The organism is Variovorax sp. 3319 (assembly GCF_031456585.1).
GTDB classification, from domain to species: Bacteria; Pseudomonadota; Gammaproteobacteria; order Burkholderiales; family Burkholderiaceae_C; genus Variovorax; species Variovorax paradoxus_P.
In genome coordinates, this window is the sequence record NZ_JAVDUZ010000011.1 from 174,261 (window position 1) to 190,193 (window position 15,933).

Sequence of the window (15,933 nt, forward strand, 5' to 3'; positions counted from 1 at the left end):
AAGTAAAAACGCCCGCTTGCGCAGGCGTGGGGAACATTCATCGCTATCGGTGAGATAGCTGGTTTTCAGGCCTTGGCTGCGGGCGCCGCCTGTCCGAGCGCAATCTTGAGCAGATCGGCCACGGTATTGGCGTTGAGCTTTTCCATGATGTTGGCGCGGTGCGCCTCGACCGTCTTGATGCTGATGCCCAGGTCGTCCGCAATCTGCTTGTTCAGGCGCCCGGCGACGATGCGCTCGAGCACCTGGGCTTCGCGGCCGGTGAGCTTGGAAAGCAACGCATCGCGGCTGGCCGATTGCTGGTGCTGGGTGAACGCGCCGCGTGCGTGTTCGAGCATGCGCTCGACCAGCGTGACGAGCTCTTCGTCGTTGAAAGGCTTCTGGATGAAATCCATTGCGCCCTTCTTCATGCTGTCGACCGCCATCGGCACGTCGCCGTGGCCGGTGATGACCACGATGGGGAGGGGAGAGCGCCGCTCGATCAGCCGGTCTTGCAGCTCGAGGCCGGTCATGCCGGCCATGCGGATGTCGACGATCAGACAGGCGACTTCGCGCGGGTCGTATCGAGAAAGAAAGGACTCGGCGGAATCGAAGCAGCGAACCCTGTAGTCCTTGCCCTCGAGCAGCCATTGCAACGAATCTCGTACGGCCTCGTCGTCGTCGACGACATAGACAGTGCCCTTCTTCGGAATCAAACTCATGCAGGTACCTTTGCCTCGTCGCTTGCTACGGAACTGGGAGCGTCCAACACCGGAATCCAGAAGGAAAAACGGCATCCGATCACATCCGGGCCATTGTAGATGTTCTCCGCCTGCATCCGTCCGCGGTGCGACTCGACGATGGTGCGGCACAGATTCAGGCCAATGCCCATGCCCTCGGGCTTGGTGGAAAAGAAGGCCTCGTAGAGCCGGTCCATCACCTCGGGGGCCAGGCCCTTGCCGGTGTCCTGTACCGAAAATTCGATGGCGTTCTGGCCTTCGATCACCTTGGGCAGCACGCGCAGCTCGACGCTCCGGCGCGCAAGCGGGCGCTCTGCAATGTCGATCGCCTCGGCCGCATTCTTCAGCAGGTTGACCATGACCTGTTCGATCAGGATGGGGTCCACCCGCACCACCGGCAGGCGCGCGGCTACATAGTGGTTGAGCCGCACATTGCGCCGCCGCAGTTCGATGCCCGCCAGTTCGACCGCTTCGCTCACCATGGTGGCAACGTCTGCGGGTGTGCGGTTGGGTTCGCTCCGCTTCACAAAGGAGCGAATGCGCTGAATGATCTGGCCCGCGCGCTGCGCCTGCTTGGAGGTTTTTTCAAGTGCCGCAAGCAGCGCCTCGGTGTCGATCGACTGCCCCTTGATGCGGGACATCATCCCGTTGCAGTAATTGGTGATGGCTGTGAGCGGCTGGTTGAGTTCGTGGGCCACGCTGGAGGCCATCTCGCCCATCGTGATCAGGCGGCTGGCGGCCTGGGCCCGGTCGGCCTGCGCGGCGGCCTGCTCTTCGGCGTCGCGCCGCGGCGTGATGTCGGTGGCAATCACGAGCTGGGCAAGCCGGCCGTCGACCCAGGTGAGATAGCGCGAGCGCACTTCGAGCCACTTGCCCAGGTGCGGCACGAAGATCTCGTTGTTGGCGGTCTGGGCGGCGGTCAGCGTGTCGATCGGCAGGCCGGCGTACGGGTCGACGTCGTCAAGGCCCTCGTCGTGCGCATTGGAGGCGGGCACTCCCGCCTGCGCCACCATGCCCAGGTGGCCCACGGTATCGGAGCCGAACCAGAGCCGGTACAGCTTGTTCGCGAACAGCAGTTCCTCGCTGCCGATGGGAGCCACCGACACCGCTGCATCGAGCGCCTCCAGCACCGTGGTGAAGCGCTCGTAAGAAGCCGACAGCTGCTCGCGAATGCGCGTGGGCTCGGTGATGTCGGTCATCGACGTCATCCAGCCCGTTTGGTGGCCGCGTGCGTCGATCAGTGGCGACACATACAGCCGGGCATTGAACACGCTGCCGTTCTTGCGCTTAACGCGCACCTGAAAGCCGCCGGGCAGGGCTCGCCCATGCAGCTCTTCCTCGAGCCGCTCGTTCATCACTTCACGGTCGGACTCCAGCCAGTAGGGAAAGGGCGGTGTCTGGCCCACCAATTCGGCTTCGCTCCAGCCAGTCATCGCGCAGAAGGCGGCGTTCACGTAGGTGATGCGCCCCTGCAGATCGAGCACGCGCATGCCGGTGAGCATGGAGTTTTCCATGGCGCGGCGGAAGTTGGTTTCGGCAACCAGCCGCTGCTGCGCCTGCTGGCGCCGACGGGTGTGCCGCCAGGTGCCGATCAGCATCCAGCTCGTTAGCACGCTGAGTGCGCAGACCAGCCAGAACAAGCCATTGCCGACCACCCCTTGCGACGTTCGGTAAGCCTGGGCGCGCAGCACCAGCGCATTGCCGACGGGGGACACCGGCACTTCGTACTCGTTGGTTCTTTCGGACCAGGGCAGCAGGCGCGTGCCGCCTTCCCGCAGGCTGACGGTGTTGCCCGCGATCGGGTTGCCTTTGGCGTCGAGCAGCGACACCGCATAGCGCGCCTGCACTTCCGAGGGCATGCCGTAGCGCAGCAGTCCATCGATTGAAAATTCGCCCAGCACCACACCCGCGAACAGGCCCTGGTCGAAAAGCGGAATGTGCAGCTGCAGCATCGCCGTCGGGTCGCCGCCTGCCATGGGCTGGGAGAACACCGGCTGGCGCAGCTCGCGCGCCAGTGCGTAGTTGCTCTCGATGTCGCCTGGCCGCAGCACGTCGCCGATCAGGTGTTGCTGCGCCGGGTGCACGCTCGGTGCGGAATAGCCGGCCTTGAAGCGGCGGCGATCATCGATCCAGGTGACCGTCTGCAGTTCTGGGAACTGGCTCACCAGCGATTCCGCGCGGCTCGCGAACTCGACCGGATCGATTTCGCGGTTCGAGGCGTCGCGCGCGATGCGCATGAGCTGTTCCTGCCGCTCCAAAAGGCGTAGGCGCATGCGCTGCTGAGCGTATTCGACGTCGCGCCGCACCGATTCCTGCTCACGCTCGACTTCCTCGGTACGCAAATACCAGAACGCCGAAACGATAGCGGCAAGAAACAGCAGCACCGCTGCGATAGGCGCGAGCATGGCAACTGCGTCCTGCAGCACGGGCGTTTGCCGGCGCCACCAGCGGCGCCACCAGGAAAGAGGGGACGCATTCACGGCGCTGCGGGCCACCGCCAGCGGAGAGGAAAGAGGCATCTTCCGAGTTTAGGGGATGCACCCTTGCGCAGCGCAGGAAAGAGGCGCTGGCATTGGCTCCAACACGGCTGCAGTCAGGACAACCCTGAGCCTAAATGTCACATTAAGAAATCGATATGCGCCATTTGAAATAGAAGCATTTCTATGCGAAACTCGCCCGCGTTTATCGAAGACCGCACTTAAATTACAGCCACAGCCCCAATAGGAGAGACAAGCATGTCGGCAAATCCCGAGAACCTGTTCGGCTCGGCCGCGAACGACGCGGACGCCCAGGAGACCCGTGAATGGATGGATGCACTGTCCTCCGTTATTCAGAGCGAGGGGCCTGAGCGGGCTCACTTCCTGTTGGAGCAGCTGCTGGAACATGCGCGGCAGCACAGCATCGACAAGCCGTTTTCGGCCAATACCGCCTACGTCAACACCCTGGAGCCTGACCAGGAAGAGCGTTGCCCCGGCAACCTCGAGATTGAAGAGCGCCTGCGCGCCTACATGCGCTGGAACGCCATGGCCATGGTGGTCAAGGCCAATCGCCACCATCCGCCCGAAGGCGGCGACCTGGGCGGCCACATCGGCTCCTTTGCTTCGCTGGCGAACATGTTCGGCGCTGGCTTCAACCACTTCTGGCACGCTGAAAGCGAAAACCATGGCGGCGATTGCCTGTACATCCAGGGCCACGTGTCCCCGGGCATCTATGCCCGCGCCTACCTGGAAGGCCGCCTGACCGAAGAGCAACTGCTCAACTTCCGCCAGGAAGTCGACGGCAAGGGCCTGTCGAGCTACCCGCATCCGAAGCTGATGCCCGAGTTCTGGCAATTTCCCACGGTCTCGATGGGCCTCGGCCCGCTGATGGCCATCTACCAGGCCCGTTTTCTCAAATACCTGCACGCCCGCGGCATTGCCAACACCGAGAACCGCAAGGTATGGGTGTTCTGTGGCGACGGCGAAATGGACGAGGTCGAGTCGATGGGCGCCATTGGCTTGGCGGCACGCGAGAAGCTCGACAACCTGATCTTCGTGATCAACTGCAACCTGCAGCGCCTGGATGGCCCGGTGCGCGGCAACGGCAAGATCATCCAGGAACTCGAGGGCGAATTCCGCGGTTCGGGCTGGAACGTCATCAAGCTGATCTGGGGCAGCAACTGGGATCCGCTGCTGGCGCGCGACAAGGAAGGTGCGCTGCGCAAGATCATGATGGAAACCAACGACGGTGACTATCAGGCCTTCAAGGCCAACGACGGCGCCTACGTTCGCAAGCATTTCTTCGGCCGCGACCCGCGCACCCTCGAAATGGTTTCCAAGATGAGCGACGACGATATCTGGCAGCTGCGCCGCGGCGGCCACGATTCGCAGAAGGTCTACGCCGCGTTCGATGCGGCCGTGAAGCACGAAGGCCAGCCCACGGTGCTCCTGATCAAGACGGTCAAGGGCTTTGGCATGGGCAAGATCGGCGAGGGCAAGAACAACGTGCACCAGACCAAGAAGCTCAGCGACGAAGACATCATGGCCTTCCGCGACCGCTTCAACATTCCGATTCCGGACAGCAAGATTGCCGACCTGCCGTTCTACAAGCCGGCCGACGACACGCCGGAAATGAAGTACCTGCACGAGCGCCGCAAGGCCCTTGGCGGCTACCTGCCGCACCGCCGCACCAAGGCCGACGAGAGCTTTACGGTGCCGTCGCTCGACACGTTCAAGTCGGTAATGGAGCCTACGGCCGAGGGCCGCGAGATCTCGACCACGCAGGCCTACGTTCGCTTTCTCACGCAGCTCTTGCGCGACAAGGCGCTCGGCCCGCGCGTCGTTCCCATTCTTGTGGACGAAGCGCGCACCTTCGGCATGGAAGGGTTGTTCCGCCAGATCGGCATCTACAACCCCGCAGGCCAGCAGTACACCCCGGTCGACAAGGACCAGGTCATGTACTACAAGGAAGACAAGGCCGGCCAGATCCTGCAGGAAGGCATCAACGAAGCCGGCGGCATGTCGAGCTGGATTGCCGCGGCCACGTCGTACAGCACCAACAACCGCATCATGGTGCCGTTCTACGTGTACTACTCGATGTTCGGTTTTCAGCGCATCGGCGACCTGGCCTGGGCGGCCGGCGACATGCAGGCGCGCGGCTTCCTGCTGGGCGGCACCTCGGGGCGCACCACGCTCAACGGCGAAGGCCTGCAGCACGAAGACGGCCACAGCCACATCCTGGCCAACACCATTCCCAATTGCGTGAGCTATGACCCGACCTTCGCGCACGAAGTGGGCGTGATCCTGCACCATGGCCTCAAGCGCATGGTCGAGAAGCAGGACAACGTCTACTACTACCTGACGCTGCTCAACGAAAACTACGCAATGCCAGGCCTGCAACCCGGCACCGAAGAGCAGATCATCAAGGGCATGTACCTGTCGAAGCAGGGCCCTGCGCTCAAGGCCAAGGCACCCGCGGTTCAACTGCTGGGTAGCGGCACCATCCTGCGCGAAAGCTTTGCCGCGCAAGAACTGCTCGAAAAGGACTGGGGCGTGTCGGCATCGGTGTGGAGCTGCCCGAGCTTCAACGAACTGACGCGCGACGGCCAGGACGCCGACCGCTGGAACCTGCTGCACCCGGACCAGGCTCAGCGCGAATCGTTCGTGTCGCAGCAGCTCTCGCCGACCACCGGCCCGGTGATTGCGTCGACCGACTACATGAAGGCCTACGCGGAACAGATTCGTCCCTTCATTCCCAAGGGCCGCAACTACAAGGTGCTGGGCACCGACGGCTTCGGCCGCAGCGACTTCCGCAACAAGCTGCGCGAGCACTTCGAAATCAATCGCCACTACATCGTGGTGGCCGCGCTCAAGGCGCTGAGCGAAGATGGCACGGTGCCGGTGGCCAAGGTTGTCGAGGCGATCAAGAAGTACGGCATCAATGTCGACAAGGTCAACCCGCTTTACGCCTGAACATCAACATCCAACGAACGAACGGCGCCTCACGGCGGGAGACAACGATATGGCAGCAGTGGAAGTGAAGGTGCCGGACATCGGCGATTTCGACGAAGTCGCGGTGATCGAGGTGCTTGTGAAGGTGGGCGATACGGTCAAGGCCGAGCAGTCGCTCATCACTGTGGAATCGGACAAGGCTTCGATGGAGATTCCGTCGTCGACTGCCGGTGTGGTGAAAGAAATCAAGGTCGAGGTCGGCGGCAAGGTGAAAGAGGGCTCCGTGGTCCTCGTGCTGGAGGCCGATGGGGCTGCGGCGGCTTCGGCGCCTGCAGCGGCTCCGGCTCCCGCGGCTGCCGCTCCGGCGCCCGCAGCCGCGGCGCCCGCGCCGGCTGCCGCACCCGCGGCTTCCGGGCCCATCGAGATCAAGGTGCCCGACATCGGCGATTTCAAGGATGTCGCGGTCATCGAGTTGCTGGTGAAACCCGGCGATACGGTCGCGGCCGACCAGTCGCTGATCACTGTCGAATCGGACAAGGCCTCGATGGAAATCCCGTCTTCGGCTGCGGGCGTCCTCAAGGAGCTCAAGGTCAAGGTGGGTGATACGGTCAACATCGGTGACCTGATCGCCGTGTTGGAAGGCGCGGCATCTGCGCCGGCGCAGGCGGCCGCTGCTGCTCCGACAATGGCGGCCACCAGTGCGCCTGCTCCGGTTGCTGCTCCGTCAGCGGCCGCTACAACACAGCCGGCTGCCGCACCGCACGAGCCGACAGTGGCGCCCACCGGCAAGCTGCCGCATGCATCTCCCTCGGTGCGCAAGTTCGCGCGCGAACTCGGCGTGCCGCTCGAAGAGGTCAAGGGCACCGGCCCCAAGGGCCGCATCACCCAGGAAGACGTCCAAAGCTTCACCAAGGCCGTGATGAGCGGCCAGGCCAGCACCAAGGCATCGGCAGCCAAGGCGCCTGCCGGGGGTGGCAGTGCGGACGGCGCAGCCCTGGGGCTCATTCCTTGGCCCAAGGTCGACTTCACCAAGTTCGGCGCCGTCGAGCGCAAGGACCTGTCGCGCATCAAGAAGCTCAGCGGTGCCAACCTGCATCGCAACTGGGTGATGATTCCGCACGTCACCAACAACGACGAAGCCGACATCACCGAGCTCGAAGCCTTCCGCGTTTCCACCAACAAGGAAAACGAAAAGTCGGGCATCAAGGTCACGATGCTGGCCTTCGTGATCAAGGCGGTGGTCGCCGCGCTGAAGAAGTTCCCTGACTTCAACGCCAGCCTCGACGGCGACCAGCTCGTCTACAAGCAGTACTACAACATCGGCTTTGCGGCGGACACGCCCAACGGTCTCGTGGTGCCGGTGCTGAAGGATGCCGACAAGAAGGGCATCCTGCAGATCAGCGCGGAAATGGGCGAGCTCGCCAAGAAGGCGCGCGACGGCAAGCTCGGCTCGGCCGACATGCAGGGCGGCTGCTTCTCGATCAGCTCGCTCGGCGGCATTGGCGGCACGCACTTCACGCCCATCATCAACGCCCCCGAAGTGGCCATCCTCGGCCTCTCCAAGGGCCAGATGAAGCCGGTGTGGGACGGCAAGCAGTTTGTGCCGCGCCTGACGCTGCCGCTGTCGCTGTCCTATGACCACCGCGTGATCGATGGTGCCCTGGCTGCGCGCTTCAACGCCTACCTGGGCCAGGTGCTCGCGGACTATCGCCGAATCCTGCTATGACCACCGTAGTGGCCGTCCGCAAAGGCGGCCAGGTCACGATGGCGGCGGATTCGCTGGTGACCTTCGGCGACACGCGGCTTTCGCACCGCGCCGAGGCCAACCAGAAGATCTTCACCATCGACGATGCGGCGGGGCAGAGCCTCTTTGCCGTGGCCGGCGCTGCCGCGCACTTTCTGGTGCTGCAGCATGCACTGGCCGCGCAGCCACGCGAGGCGCTGCTGTTCGGCAGCAAGCACGAGATCTTCCGCACCTTCACGCTGCTGCACCCTGTGCTGAAGGACTCGTTCTTCATGCAGACCAAGGAAGACGAGCATGAGCCCTACGAGTCGAGCCAGTTCACGATGCTGATGGCCAACCAGAGCGGCATCTACGGCATCTACAGCTACCGCGAGGTGTTCGAGTTCAAGCAGTTCTGGGCCATTGGCTCGGGGCGCAGCTTTGCGCTCGGCGCCATGCACGCGGCCTACGACATCAAGTCGCGCACGTCGCGCGACGTGGCGGAGGCGGGGATTGCCGCCGCCTGCGAATTCGATCGCAATTCGGCCCCACCGGTCGACGTTCTCACACTCAAACTGAAAGTGTCCAAATGAGCGAACAACAAATCAAAGTGCCGGACATCGGCGACTTCGACGAAGTCGCAGTGATCGAGGTGCTGGTCAACGTCGGCGACACAGTCAAGGCCGAGCAGTCGCTGATCACGGTCGAATCGGACAAGGCCTCGATGGAAATTCCGTCGTCGGCTGCCGGCGTGGTGAAGTCGCTAGCCGTCAAGGTCGGCGACAAGGTCAAGGAAGGCTCCGTGGTGCTGACGCTGGAGGTGGACGCCGCTGCGGCCCCCGCGCCCGCACCGGCCGCTCCTGCTCCAGCCGCAGCGGCACCCGCATCCGCACCCAAGGCGGCTCCTGCTCCGGCGCCAGCAGTTGCCCCCGTTGCTTCCACCTATGGCGGCAAAGTCGATGTCGAGTGCGACGTCGTCGTGCTCGGCGCCGGCCCCGGCGGTTATTCGGCCGCTTTTCGCGCAGCCGACCTCGGCTTGAAGGTGGTGCTGATCGAGCGCTACGCCACGCTCGGCGGCGTGTGCCTCAACGTGGGCTGCATTCCGTCGAAGGCACTGCTGCACGTTGCATCGGTGATGGACGAGGTCAAGCATTTCGCAGACCTGGGCGTGAGCTTTGCCGCGCCCACGGTCGACCGCGCCAAGCTGCTCGGCCACAAGAACAAGGTGGTGGGCAAGCTCACCGGGGGCCTCACGGCCATGGCCAAGATGCGCAAGGTGACGGTGCTGCGCGGCGTCGGTAACTTCATCGACCCCTACCACCTGGAAGTGGAGGAAACGTCCGGCACCAGTTGGGACACCACGGGCAAGAAGCAGACCGTCAAGTTCCGCAACGCAATCATCGCGGCCGGTTCGCAGGCCGTGAGCCTGCCGTTCATGCCGAAGAACGATCCGCGCGTGGTGGATTCGACCGGCGCGCTCGAGATGGGCACCGATCCCAAGCGCATGCTGATCCTGGGCGGCGGCATCATCGGCCTGGAAATGGGCACGGTGTATTCGACGCTGGGCGCGCGCCTCGACGTGGTCGAAATGCTCGACGGCCTGATGCAGGGCGCCGACCGCGACCTGGTCAAGGTGTGGCAGAAGATGAATGCGCCGCGCTTCGACAACATCATGCTCAAGACCAAGACGGTCGGCGCCGAAGCCACGAAGGAAGGCATCAAGGTAACTTTCGAAGGCGAGAACGCACCGAAGGAACCGCAGGTGTACGACCTGGTGCTGCAAGCCGTGGGCCGCAGTCCCAACGGCAAGAAGATCGGCGCCGAGAAGGCCGGCGTGACGGTGAGCGACCGCGGCTTCATTCCGGTCGACATCCAGATGCGCACCAACGTGCCCCACATCTTCGCCATTGGCGACATCGTGGGCCAGCCCATGCTGGCGCACAAGGCGGTGCACGAAGCGCACGTGGCGGCCGAGGTGATTGCCGGCGAGCAGAAGGGCGACAAGGAGCTTTCGAGCGCCGCCTTCAACGCCCGCGTGATTCCCAGCGTGGCCTACACCGACCCCGAGGTGGCATGGGTCGGCCTAACTGAAGACCAGGCCAAGGCCGAAGGCATCAAGATCAAGAAGGGCCACTTCCCTTGGAATGCCTCAGGCCGCGCCATTGCCAACGGCCGCGACGAAGGCTTTACCAAGCTGCTGTTCGACGCCGAAACGCACCGCATTCTCGGTGGCGGCATTGTCGGCACGCATGCGGGCGACATGCTTGGCGAGATTGCACTGGCCATTGAAATGGGCGCCGACGAGATCGACATCGGCAAGACCATCCACCCGCATCCGACGCTGGGCGAAAGTATTGGCATGGCAGCCGAAGTGGCGCACGGTACCTGTACCGATCTGCCGCCGACAAAGAAGGCCTGACCGGCCGGCCGCCGCTCCGAGCGACTGGAGCGGCCATAAAAAAATCCCGCCAAGGCGGGATTTTTTTATGGCTCTTGAAGAGCAGGCGTTCAGTCGCCGGTGCGGATCGCGGCTGTTGCCGCGGCCTTGACTTCGTCGTTGGGTGCGCCGCCAAGCACGCGGCGGGCCCCGTCGAAGCGGCGGCTCCAGTAGCTGCCGTTCATGTCTTCCACCCGCACCTGAGCGCCCGTGCGCGGCGAATGGATGAACTTGCCTTCGCCGACATAGATGCCGACATGGCTGAAGGCGCGGCGCATGGTGTTGAAGAAAACAAGGTCGCCGGGCTTGAGTTGGCTGCGGTCGATCTTTTCGGTGGCCGCGGCCTGTTCTTCGGCGCGACGGGGCAGCAGGTGGCCGACCGTCTGGTTGTACATGGCGCGAACGAAGCCGCTGCAATCGAAGCCGGACTCGGCCGAGTTGCCACCGCGGCGATACGGAACGCCAAGGAAGCCGATAGCGGTAACCACCAGATCGGAAGTCCGTTCGGTGACTGTTTGGCGAACCTGCTGGAGTTGTCCGATCAGGCCCTTGTCGACAAGGAGGCGGGCCAGTTCGTCATCGGTTCGGTCCTGTTGAGGAGCGGCCTGGACGGCGACGGCAAACAGGAGGGAAGCGGGTAGGACGAAAAAACGCATGGCGCGTAGGATATTGATGACGCGCGGTTATGTCAACCTCATGCCAATTAGAGAATGTAGCTGCAAATGATTGATCTAGCTGGGATTTTTGAATTCGGCTGAAGAAAAAATGTAACGGTGGACCTTTATGAACCATAAGCGGTTCACCGTAAATGGACCTTCGCGTCCAGGGTGATCTCGACAACGGCCTGGATTTCGGGCCTAAAGACCGTCAAGATTGTCCGTACTACCTCGAAATGTCATGAACTTGCGAATTGGTTCGAATATTCGCCTTCTGGGCCATGCTGTTGTAGCCGCTGGTTTGGCGGTGGCCGGCACCGTTGTAGCGCAGACACGGGCAGAAATCATTTTCTCGGGGCTCGAGAATCCATGGGGAGTTGCTTTTCTGCCGGAGGGCCGCTTTGTGGTGACGGAGCGGCCGGGCCGCTTGCGGCTTATTGACGCAGACGGAAAGATCGGGGCGCCCATCTCCGGCTTACCGGCCATTGCCGCGGGCGGCCAGGGCGGTTTGCTGGACGTGCTAGCCGATCCGGCATTCGAAAAGAATCGCACGCTGTATTTCTGTTTTTCAGAACCTGCGGCTGGAGGTTCGGCCAACAGTACCGCGCTTGCGCGCGCACAGCTCTCGGAAGACGGCGCGAAGCTGGAGAACCTGCGAATCATCTTCAGCCAGCAACCCAAGGTGGCCAGTCGCAACCATTTCGGCTGCCGCATTGTTGAGGCGCGCGACGGCAACTTGTTTCTCACGCTGGGCGACCGGTTCAGTCGCAAGGAAGACGCCCAGAAGCTGGACACCCACCTAGGCAAAGTGGTGCGCATCGCCAAGGACGGAACCGTGCCCAGGGACAATCCGTTTGTCGGCCGGGCGGGGGCGTTGCCTGAAATCTGGAGCTACGGCCACCGCAACGGCCAAGGCGCGACGTTGGCGCCGGACGGCCGGCTGTGGATGACCGAGCATGGCCCGCAAGGCGGCGATGAGATCAATGTTCCGCAAGCTGGCCGCAACTACGGCTGGCCTGTGATCACCTACGGTGAAAACTACGGCGGCGGCAAGATCGGAGACGGTCTCACCGCCAGCGAGGGGATGGAGCAGCCGCTTCACTATTGGGTGCCGTCGATTGCGCCATCGGGCATGGCCTTTCTGACCAGCGACCGATATGGCGCGGGGTGGAAGGGCAACCTTTTTGTCGGATCGCTCAAATTCGGCTATCTCGACCGTATCGAACTGAAAGACGGCAAGGTGGTTGCCGAGCACAAGCTCCTCGCCGACGGCCGGGCACGCATTCGCGACGTGAAGCAGGGCCCGGACGGCTTGCTCTATGTGCTGACCGACGAATCCGTCGGCAAGCTGCTGCGGCTAAGGCCGAACTGACCCGGGGGCTTCAGCCGGGGCAGCCCGGCAGATGCAGCGTGGGCAGCATGCTGCGCCAGAGGCGCATCCACTCCGGCCAGTCGTGTCCGCCTTCAGTCGTGAATACGCGGCTCGCAGGCAGTGCCGCCGCCAGCAACCGGTGGCTGAAGGCAAAGCGGTCATCAATGCCATATCCCAGGTAGAGCGGCGGGCGTGTGCCAAACGTTGCGCTGGTGCCGACGTAGCCGCGCAGCCATTGCCAAAGCTGGGTTTCGTCCGGCGTTCGCGGGTCGCTGCCCGGTGGATCGCCCAGCGGCCCGGTCCAGCGGGCGACGCCGCCCGCATTGGCGATATCCAGACTGAGCGTGCGTTCTCCGAGATAGGGGGCAATGGCCACCAGGCCCGCCAGCTCTCCGGGGTGGGTCTGCGCATAAAGCAGCCCGCCGAATCCGCCGACCGAAATGCCGGCAATCCAGATCGATTTGTAGCCGTTGCTGCGTGCCGGTGCCATCACGTCCTTGCTCAGGCGGTCGAGGATGGTCTTGTTGTTGTAATAGCCAAGGTGCGCATCGACGAGCATCACGTCCACTGCAAGCCGGTTGTCGTTCAGCGCTTTCACGAAGCCTTCGCGCGTGAATTCGTCCGGGTGCGAATAGGCACCGGGCAGCAGCACCAGCAGCGTATCGGCGTTCGGTGTGCATGTGCTCTTTTCTAGCGTGCTTGCCAACGGTGTCCCGGCCGTGCGCAACCCGCCGCAGCCGACGAGCAGGAGTGCTGCGCACAAGGCTGGCATCAAGAGGTGGAGCCGCGCCGGGAGGCGTCGTGAAAAGATCTGCATCCAACGTAGTCTAGGTGCACGGCTTTTCAGTGGTACGGTCTAGCCCAATCAATTTCCATCTGAAAGAATCAGTTCATGCTGCTCGATGCCTCGCAATCCCAACTCGTTCTGATCGACTACCAGGCGCAGCTGATGCCTGCGATCTTCGAGGCCGATGCCGTGGCGCAGAACGCCGTGCGCCTGGGCAAGATGGCGCGGCTGTTCGAGGTGCCGGTCTGGGGTACCGAGCACAACCCGTCGAAGCTCGGCGAAACCGTGCCGGACATTCGGGCGTTGTGCCAGCGAACCTTGCCCAAGATGCATTTCAGCGGGATGGAGGAGGGCCTCGGCGAGTGGCTGCGCGTGCCGCCCAAGGCGCCGCAGGGCAATGCCCGCAGCTTGCCGAAGCACCTGCAGAAGCCCGCCGCAGCTGTTGAAGAGCGCAACACGATCGTGGTTGCCGGGTGCGAGGCGCATGTGTGCCTGCTGCAGACCGCGCTCGATCTCCTGGAAGACGAATTCGAGGTGTGGGTGGTGACCGACGCCTGCAGTTCGCGCACCGAACGCAACCGCGACGCGGCCTTCGACAGGCTGGCCGGCGCGGGCGCCGAGCTGGTGACCACGGAAATGGTCGGCTTCGAGTGGCTCCGCACGGCCGAGCACCCGGCATTCCCCGAGCTGCTGAAGATCGTCCGGTAGCGGCCGCTATCGACCCCCCGCAGGGGCCGGAGCCGGAGCAGCGCGGGCGAAACCTGATTGTCCGGCGCGTCAGCTTGCTGCAAGATCGATCTCCATAATTATGAATTCAGTTTTAGGTGATCCTGATCGCCAGGCCTGATTTCCATACAAAGGAGACACTGCAGATGAGCCGCTACCAAGAGTTCTATCGCCGGTCGGTCGATGCGCCTGAGGCGTTCTGGGCCGAGCAGGCCGGGCTGATCGACTGGAAGGAGCCGCCGACCCAGGTGCTGGACGCCAGCCAACCGCCATTTGTCCGGTGGTTCGTGGGTGGGACCACCAATCTGTGCCACAACGCCGTCGACCGGCATTTGGGCGAACGCGCCGATCAACCTGCATTGATCTTCGTTTCGACCGAAACCGGAACCGAAAGAACCTACAGCTTTCGTGAACTGCATGCCGAGGTGCAGCGCACAGCGGCCAGCTTGATGGAGCTGGGGGTAGGCAAGGGCGACCGGGTACTCATCTATATGCCGATGATTCCGGAGGCTGCATTCGCAATGCTGGCCTGTGCACGGATCGGTGCGATCCATTGCGTGGTTTTCGGCGGCTTTGCGAGCGGCTCGCTGGCTTCGCGCATTGAAGACGCCGAGCCGAAGGTGGTGGTAAGTGCCGATGCCGGCTCGCGCGGCGGCAAGGTCATCGCGTACAAGCCGCTGCTCGACGAGGCCATCCGGATTTCAAGGCACAAGCCGGCGGCCGTGCTCCTGACCGACCGCGGCCTTGCGCCGATGGTGTTGACTGCCGGCCGCGACCATCTGGCTGCCGAGTTGAGCCTGAAGCATCGCGGCACTGACGTGCCGTGCACCTGGCTGGCCGCCACGGACATCAGCTACACCATCTATACGAGCGGCACCACGGGCAAGCCGAAGGGCGTGCAGCGCGATGTCGGCGGGTACGCGGTGGCGCTGGCCGCCAGCATGAAGCACATCTTCGACGGGCACCCGGGCGAAACCTATTTTTCGACCAGCGACATCGGATGGGTGGTGGGCCACAGCTATATCGTCTACGGGCCGCTGATCGGCGGCATGGCCACACTCATGTACGAGGGCCTCCCCACCCAAGGCATCGACAAGCAGCCTGACGGCGGCATCTGGTGGCGCCTGGTCGAGAAGTACAGGGTAACGGTGATGTTCAGCGCGCCGACCGCCGTGCGCGTGCTCAGGAAGCAAGACCCGGCGCTGCTCAAGAAATACGACTTGTCGAGCCTGCGCGCGTTGTTCCTGGCGGGAGAACCGCTCGACGAGCCTACTGCACGGTGGATTTCAGACGGATTGGGCGTGCCGATCATCGACAACTACTGGCAGACCGAATCGGGTTGGCCGATCATCACGATTGCCAATGGCGTGGAGAAAAAGCCCAGCAAATTCGGAAGCCCCGGCGTGCCGATGTACGGCTACCGCGTGAAGATCCTGCACGAATCCACCGGCGAGGAACTGACGGGCGCCAACGAAAAGGGCGTAGTCGTCATTGAAGGCCCCACACCGCCCGGCTTCATGCAGACGGTATGGAAAGACGACAAGCGCTTCGTCGACACCTATTGGAAAACCGTACCCGGCAAAATGGTCTATTCGACCTTCGACTGGGGGATTCGCGACGAAGACGGTTACTTCTACATCCTCGGCCGCACCGACGATGTGATCAACGTGGCCGGGCACCGCCTCGGCACGCGCGAGATCGAGGAGAGCATTTCGGGGCACGCCGGCGTGGCCGAGGTGGCGGTGGTTGGCGTGGCCGACGCGCTCAAGGGGCAGGTGGCCATGGCTTTCGTGGTGCCGCGGGACAGCCAGGCTGTTTCCGATCCCGACGCGGCGCTGAAGCTCGAGGGCGAAATCATGAAGGTGGTGGCAGACCAGCTCGGCGCGCTGGCGCGGCCGGCGCGCGTGCGCTTTGTGAACGGGCTGCCCAAGACCCGCAGCGGCAAGCTGCTGCGGCGGGCCATCCAGGCCGTTTGCGAGCAGCGCGACCCAGGCGACCTGACCACCATCGACGACCCGGCCACGCTGCAACAGATCAAACAACTACTTTCTTCTGCCTGAATGAGCAAGGGTAATCTTGCGAAGTTG

The 15,933-nt window shown here is 63.4% G+C and carries 11 protein-coding genes; 7 read left to right on the plus strand and 4 right to left on the minus strand.

The annotated features are described in order from the left end of the window. Positions 1 to 65: 65 nt before the first annotated feature. Positions 66 to 698 carry a response regulator transcription factor gene (locus J2X67_RS21865; protein WP_012747279.1) on the minus strand — a complete coding sequence of 211 codons (633 nt, stop codon included), beginning with the start codon at positions 696 to 698 and terminating at the stop codon, positions 66 to 68. After that, positions 695 to 3,235 carry a PAS domain S-box protein gene (locus tag J2X67_RS21870; protein ID WP_309956430.1) on the minus strand — a complete coding sequence of 847 codons (2,541 nt, stop codon included), beginning with the start codon at positions 3,233 to 3,235 and terminating at the stop codon, positions 695 to 697. Before J2X67_RS21870 ends, J2X67_RS21865 begins: the two co-directional genes overlap by 4 nt. Before the next feature lie 216 nt (positions 3,236 to 3,451). Here J2X67_RS21870 and aceE point away from each other — a divergent pair, with 216 nt between their 5' ends. Genes aceE through lpdA form a run of 4 tightly spaced genes read left to right on the plus strand, consistent with a single transcriptional unit; the run spans position 3,452 to position 10,287 of the window. Then, positions 3,452 to 6,166 carry a pyruvate dehydrogenase (acetyl-transferring), homodimeric type gene (gene aceE, locus J2X67_RS21875; protein WP_309956432.1) on the plus strand — a complete coding sequence of 905 codons (2,715 nt, stop codon included), beginning with the start codon at positions 3,452 to 3,454 and terminating at the stop codon, positions 6,164 to 6,166. 49 nt (positions 6,167 to 6,215) lie between these two features. Then, positions 6,216 to 7,871, plus strand: coding sequence for a dihydrolipoyllysine-residue acetyltransferase (aceF, locus tag J2X67_RS21880; protein ID WP_309956434.1), 1,656 nt, complete (start codon positions 6,216 to 6,218; stop codon positions 7,869 to 7,871). After that, the gene (locus J2X67_RS21885) at positions 7,868 to 8,461 is read left to right on the plus strand and encodes an MFS transporter (RefSeq protein WP_309956436.1); all 594 of its coding nucleotides are present in this window, start codon (positions 7,868 to 7,870) and stop codon (positions 8,459 to 8,461) included. The genes aceF and J2X67_RS21885 overlap by 4 nt, the downstream gene beginning before the upstream one ends. Then, complete coding sequence (gene lpdA / locus J2X67_RS21890; protein WP_309956438.1) at positions 8,458 to 10,287, plus strand: dihydrolipoyl dehydrogenase; 1,830 nt, start codon at positions 8,458 to 8,460, stop codon at positions 10,285 to 10,287. Before J2X67_RS21885 ends, lpdA begins: the two co-directional genes overlap by 4 nt. Positions 10,288 to 10,376: 89 nt before the next feature. Here the strand turns inward: lpdA and J2X67_RS21895 are convergent, their stop codons facing one another. Further along, the gene (locus J2X67_RS21895; RefSeq protein WP_309956440.1) at positions 10,377 to 10,961 is read right to left on the minus strand and encodes a C40 family peptidase; all 585 of its coding nucleotides are present in this window, start codon (positions 10,959 to 10,961) and stop codon (positions 10,377 to 10,379) included. Positions 10,962 to 11,202: 241 nt separating this feature from the next. Here J2X67_RS21895 and J2X67_RS21900 point away from each other — a divergent pair, with 241 nt between their 5' ends. Next, positions 11,203 to 12,333 (plus strand): PQQ-dependent sugar dehydrogenase, encoded by a 1,131-nt coding sequence (locus J2X67_RS21900; protein WP_309956441.1) that lies wholly within the window; start codon positions 11,203 to 11,205, stop codon positions 12,331 to 12,333. Positions 12,334 to 12,343: 10 nt separating this feature from the next. Here the strand turns inward: J2X67_RS21900 and J2X67_RS21905 are convergent, their stop codons facing one another. Beyond that, positions 12,344 to 13,105, minus strand: a complete 762-nt coding sequence (locus J2X67_RS21905; RefSeq protein ID WP_409050528.1) for an alpha/beta hydrolase — start codon at positions 13,103 to 13,105, stop codon at positions 12,344 to 12,346. A 120-nt stretch (positions 13,106 to 13,225) separates the two neighbouring features. Between J2X67_RS21905 and J2X67_RS21910 the strand changes: the two genes are divergently transcribed. Together J2X67_RS21910 and J2X67_RS21915 are read left to right on the plus strand one after the other, a co-directional pair. Further along, a complete protein-coding gene (locus J2X67_RS21910) occupies positions 13,226 to 13,828 on the plus strand; it encodes an isochorismatase family protein (RefSeq protein WP_309956445.1) in 603 nt (200 codons plus the stop codon). Between the two features lie 116 nt (positions 13,829 to 13,944). After that, the gene (locus J2X67_RS21915) at positions 13,945 to 15,906 is read left to right on the plus strand and encodes a propionate--CoA ligase (RefSeq protein ID WP_309956447.1); all 1,962 of its coding nucleotides are present in this window, start codon (positions 13,945 to 13,947) and stop codon (positions 15,904 to 15,906) included. Positions 15,907 to 15,933: the final 27 nt, after the last annotated feature.

What these genes read in the sequence shown, in the direction of transcription:
- J2X67_RS21905 (WP_409050528.1), bottom strand. Translation starts at nt 13,105, where the DNA reads ATGCCAGCCTTGTGCGCAGCACTCCTGCTCGTCGGCTGCGGCGGGTTG.
- aceE (WP_309956432.1), top strand. Translation starts at nt 3,452, where the DNA reads ATGTCGGCAAATCCCGAGAACCTGTTCGGCTCGGCCGCGAACGACGCG.
- lpdA (WP_309956438.1), top strand. Translation starts at nt 8,458, where the DNA reads ATGAGCGAACAACAAATCAAAGTGCCGGACATCGGCGACTTCGACGAA.
- J2X67_RS21895 (WP_309956440.1), bottom strand. Translation starts at nt 10,961, where the DNA reads ATGCGTTTTTTCGTCCTACCCGCTTCCCTCCTGTTTGCCGTCGCCGTC.
- J2X67_RS21910 (WP_309956445.1), top strand. Translation starts at nt 13,226, where the DNA reads ATGCTGCTCGATGCCTCGCAATCCCAACTCGTTCTGATCGACTACCAG.
- J2X67_RS21900 (WP_309956441.1), top strand. Translation starts at nt 11,203, where the DNA reads ATGAACTTGCGAATTGGTTCGAATATTCGCCTTCTGGGCCATGCTGTT.
- J2X67_RS21885 (WP_309956436.1), top strand. Translation starts at nt 7,868, where the DNA reads ATGACCACCGTAGTGGCCGTCCGCAAAGGCGGCCAGGTCACGATGGCG.
- aceF (WP_309956434.1), top strand. Translation starts at nt 6,216, where the DNA reads ATGGCAGCAGTGGAAGTGAAGGTGCCGGACATCGGCGATTTCGACGAA.
- J2X67_RS21870 (WP_309956430.1), bottom strand. Translation starts at nt 3,235, where the DNA reads ATGCCTCTTTCCTCTCCGCTGGCGGTGGCCCGCAGCGCCGTGAATGCG.
- J2X67_RS21865 (WP_012747279.1), bottom strand. Translation starts at nt 698, where the DNA reads ATGAGTTTGATTCCGAAGAAGGGCACTGTCTATGTCGTCGACGACGAC.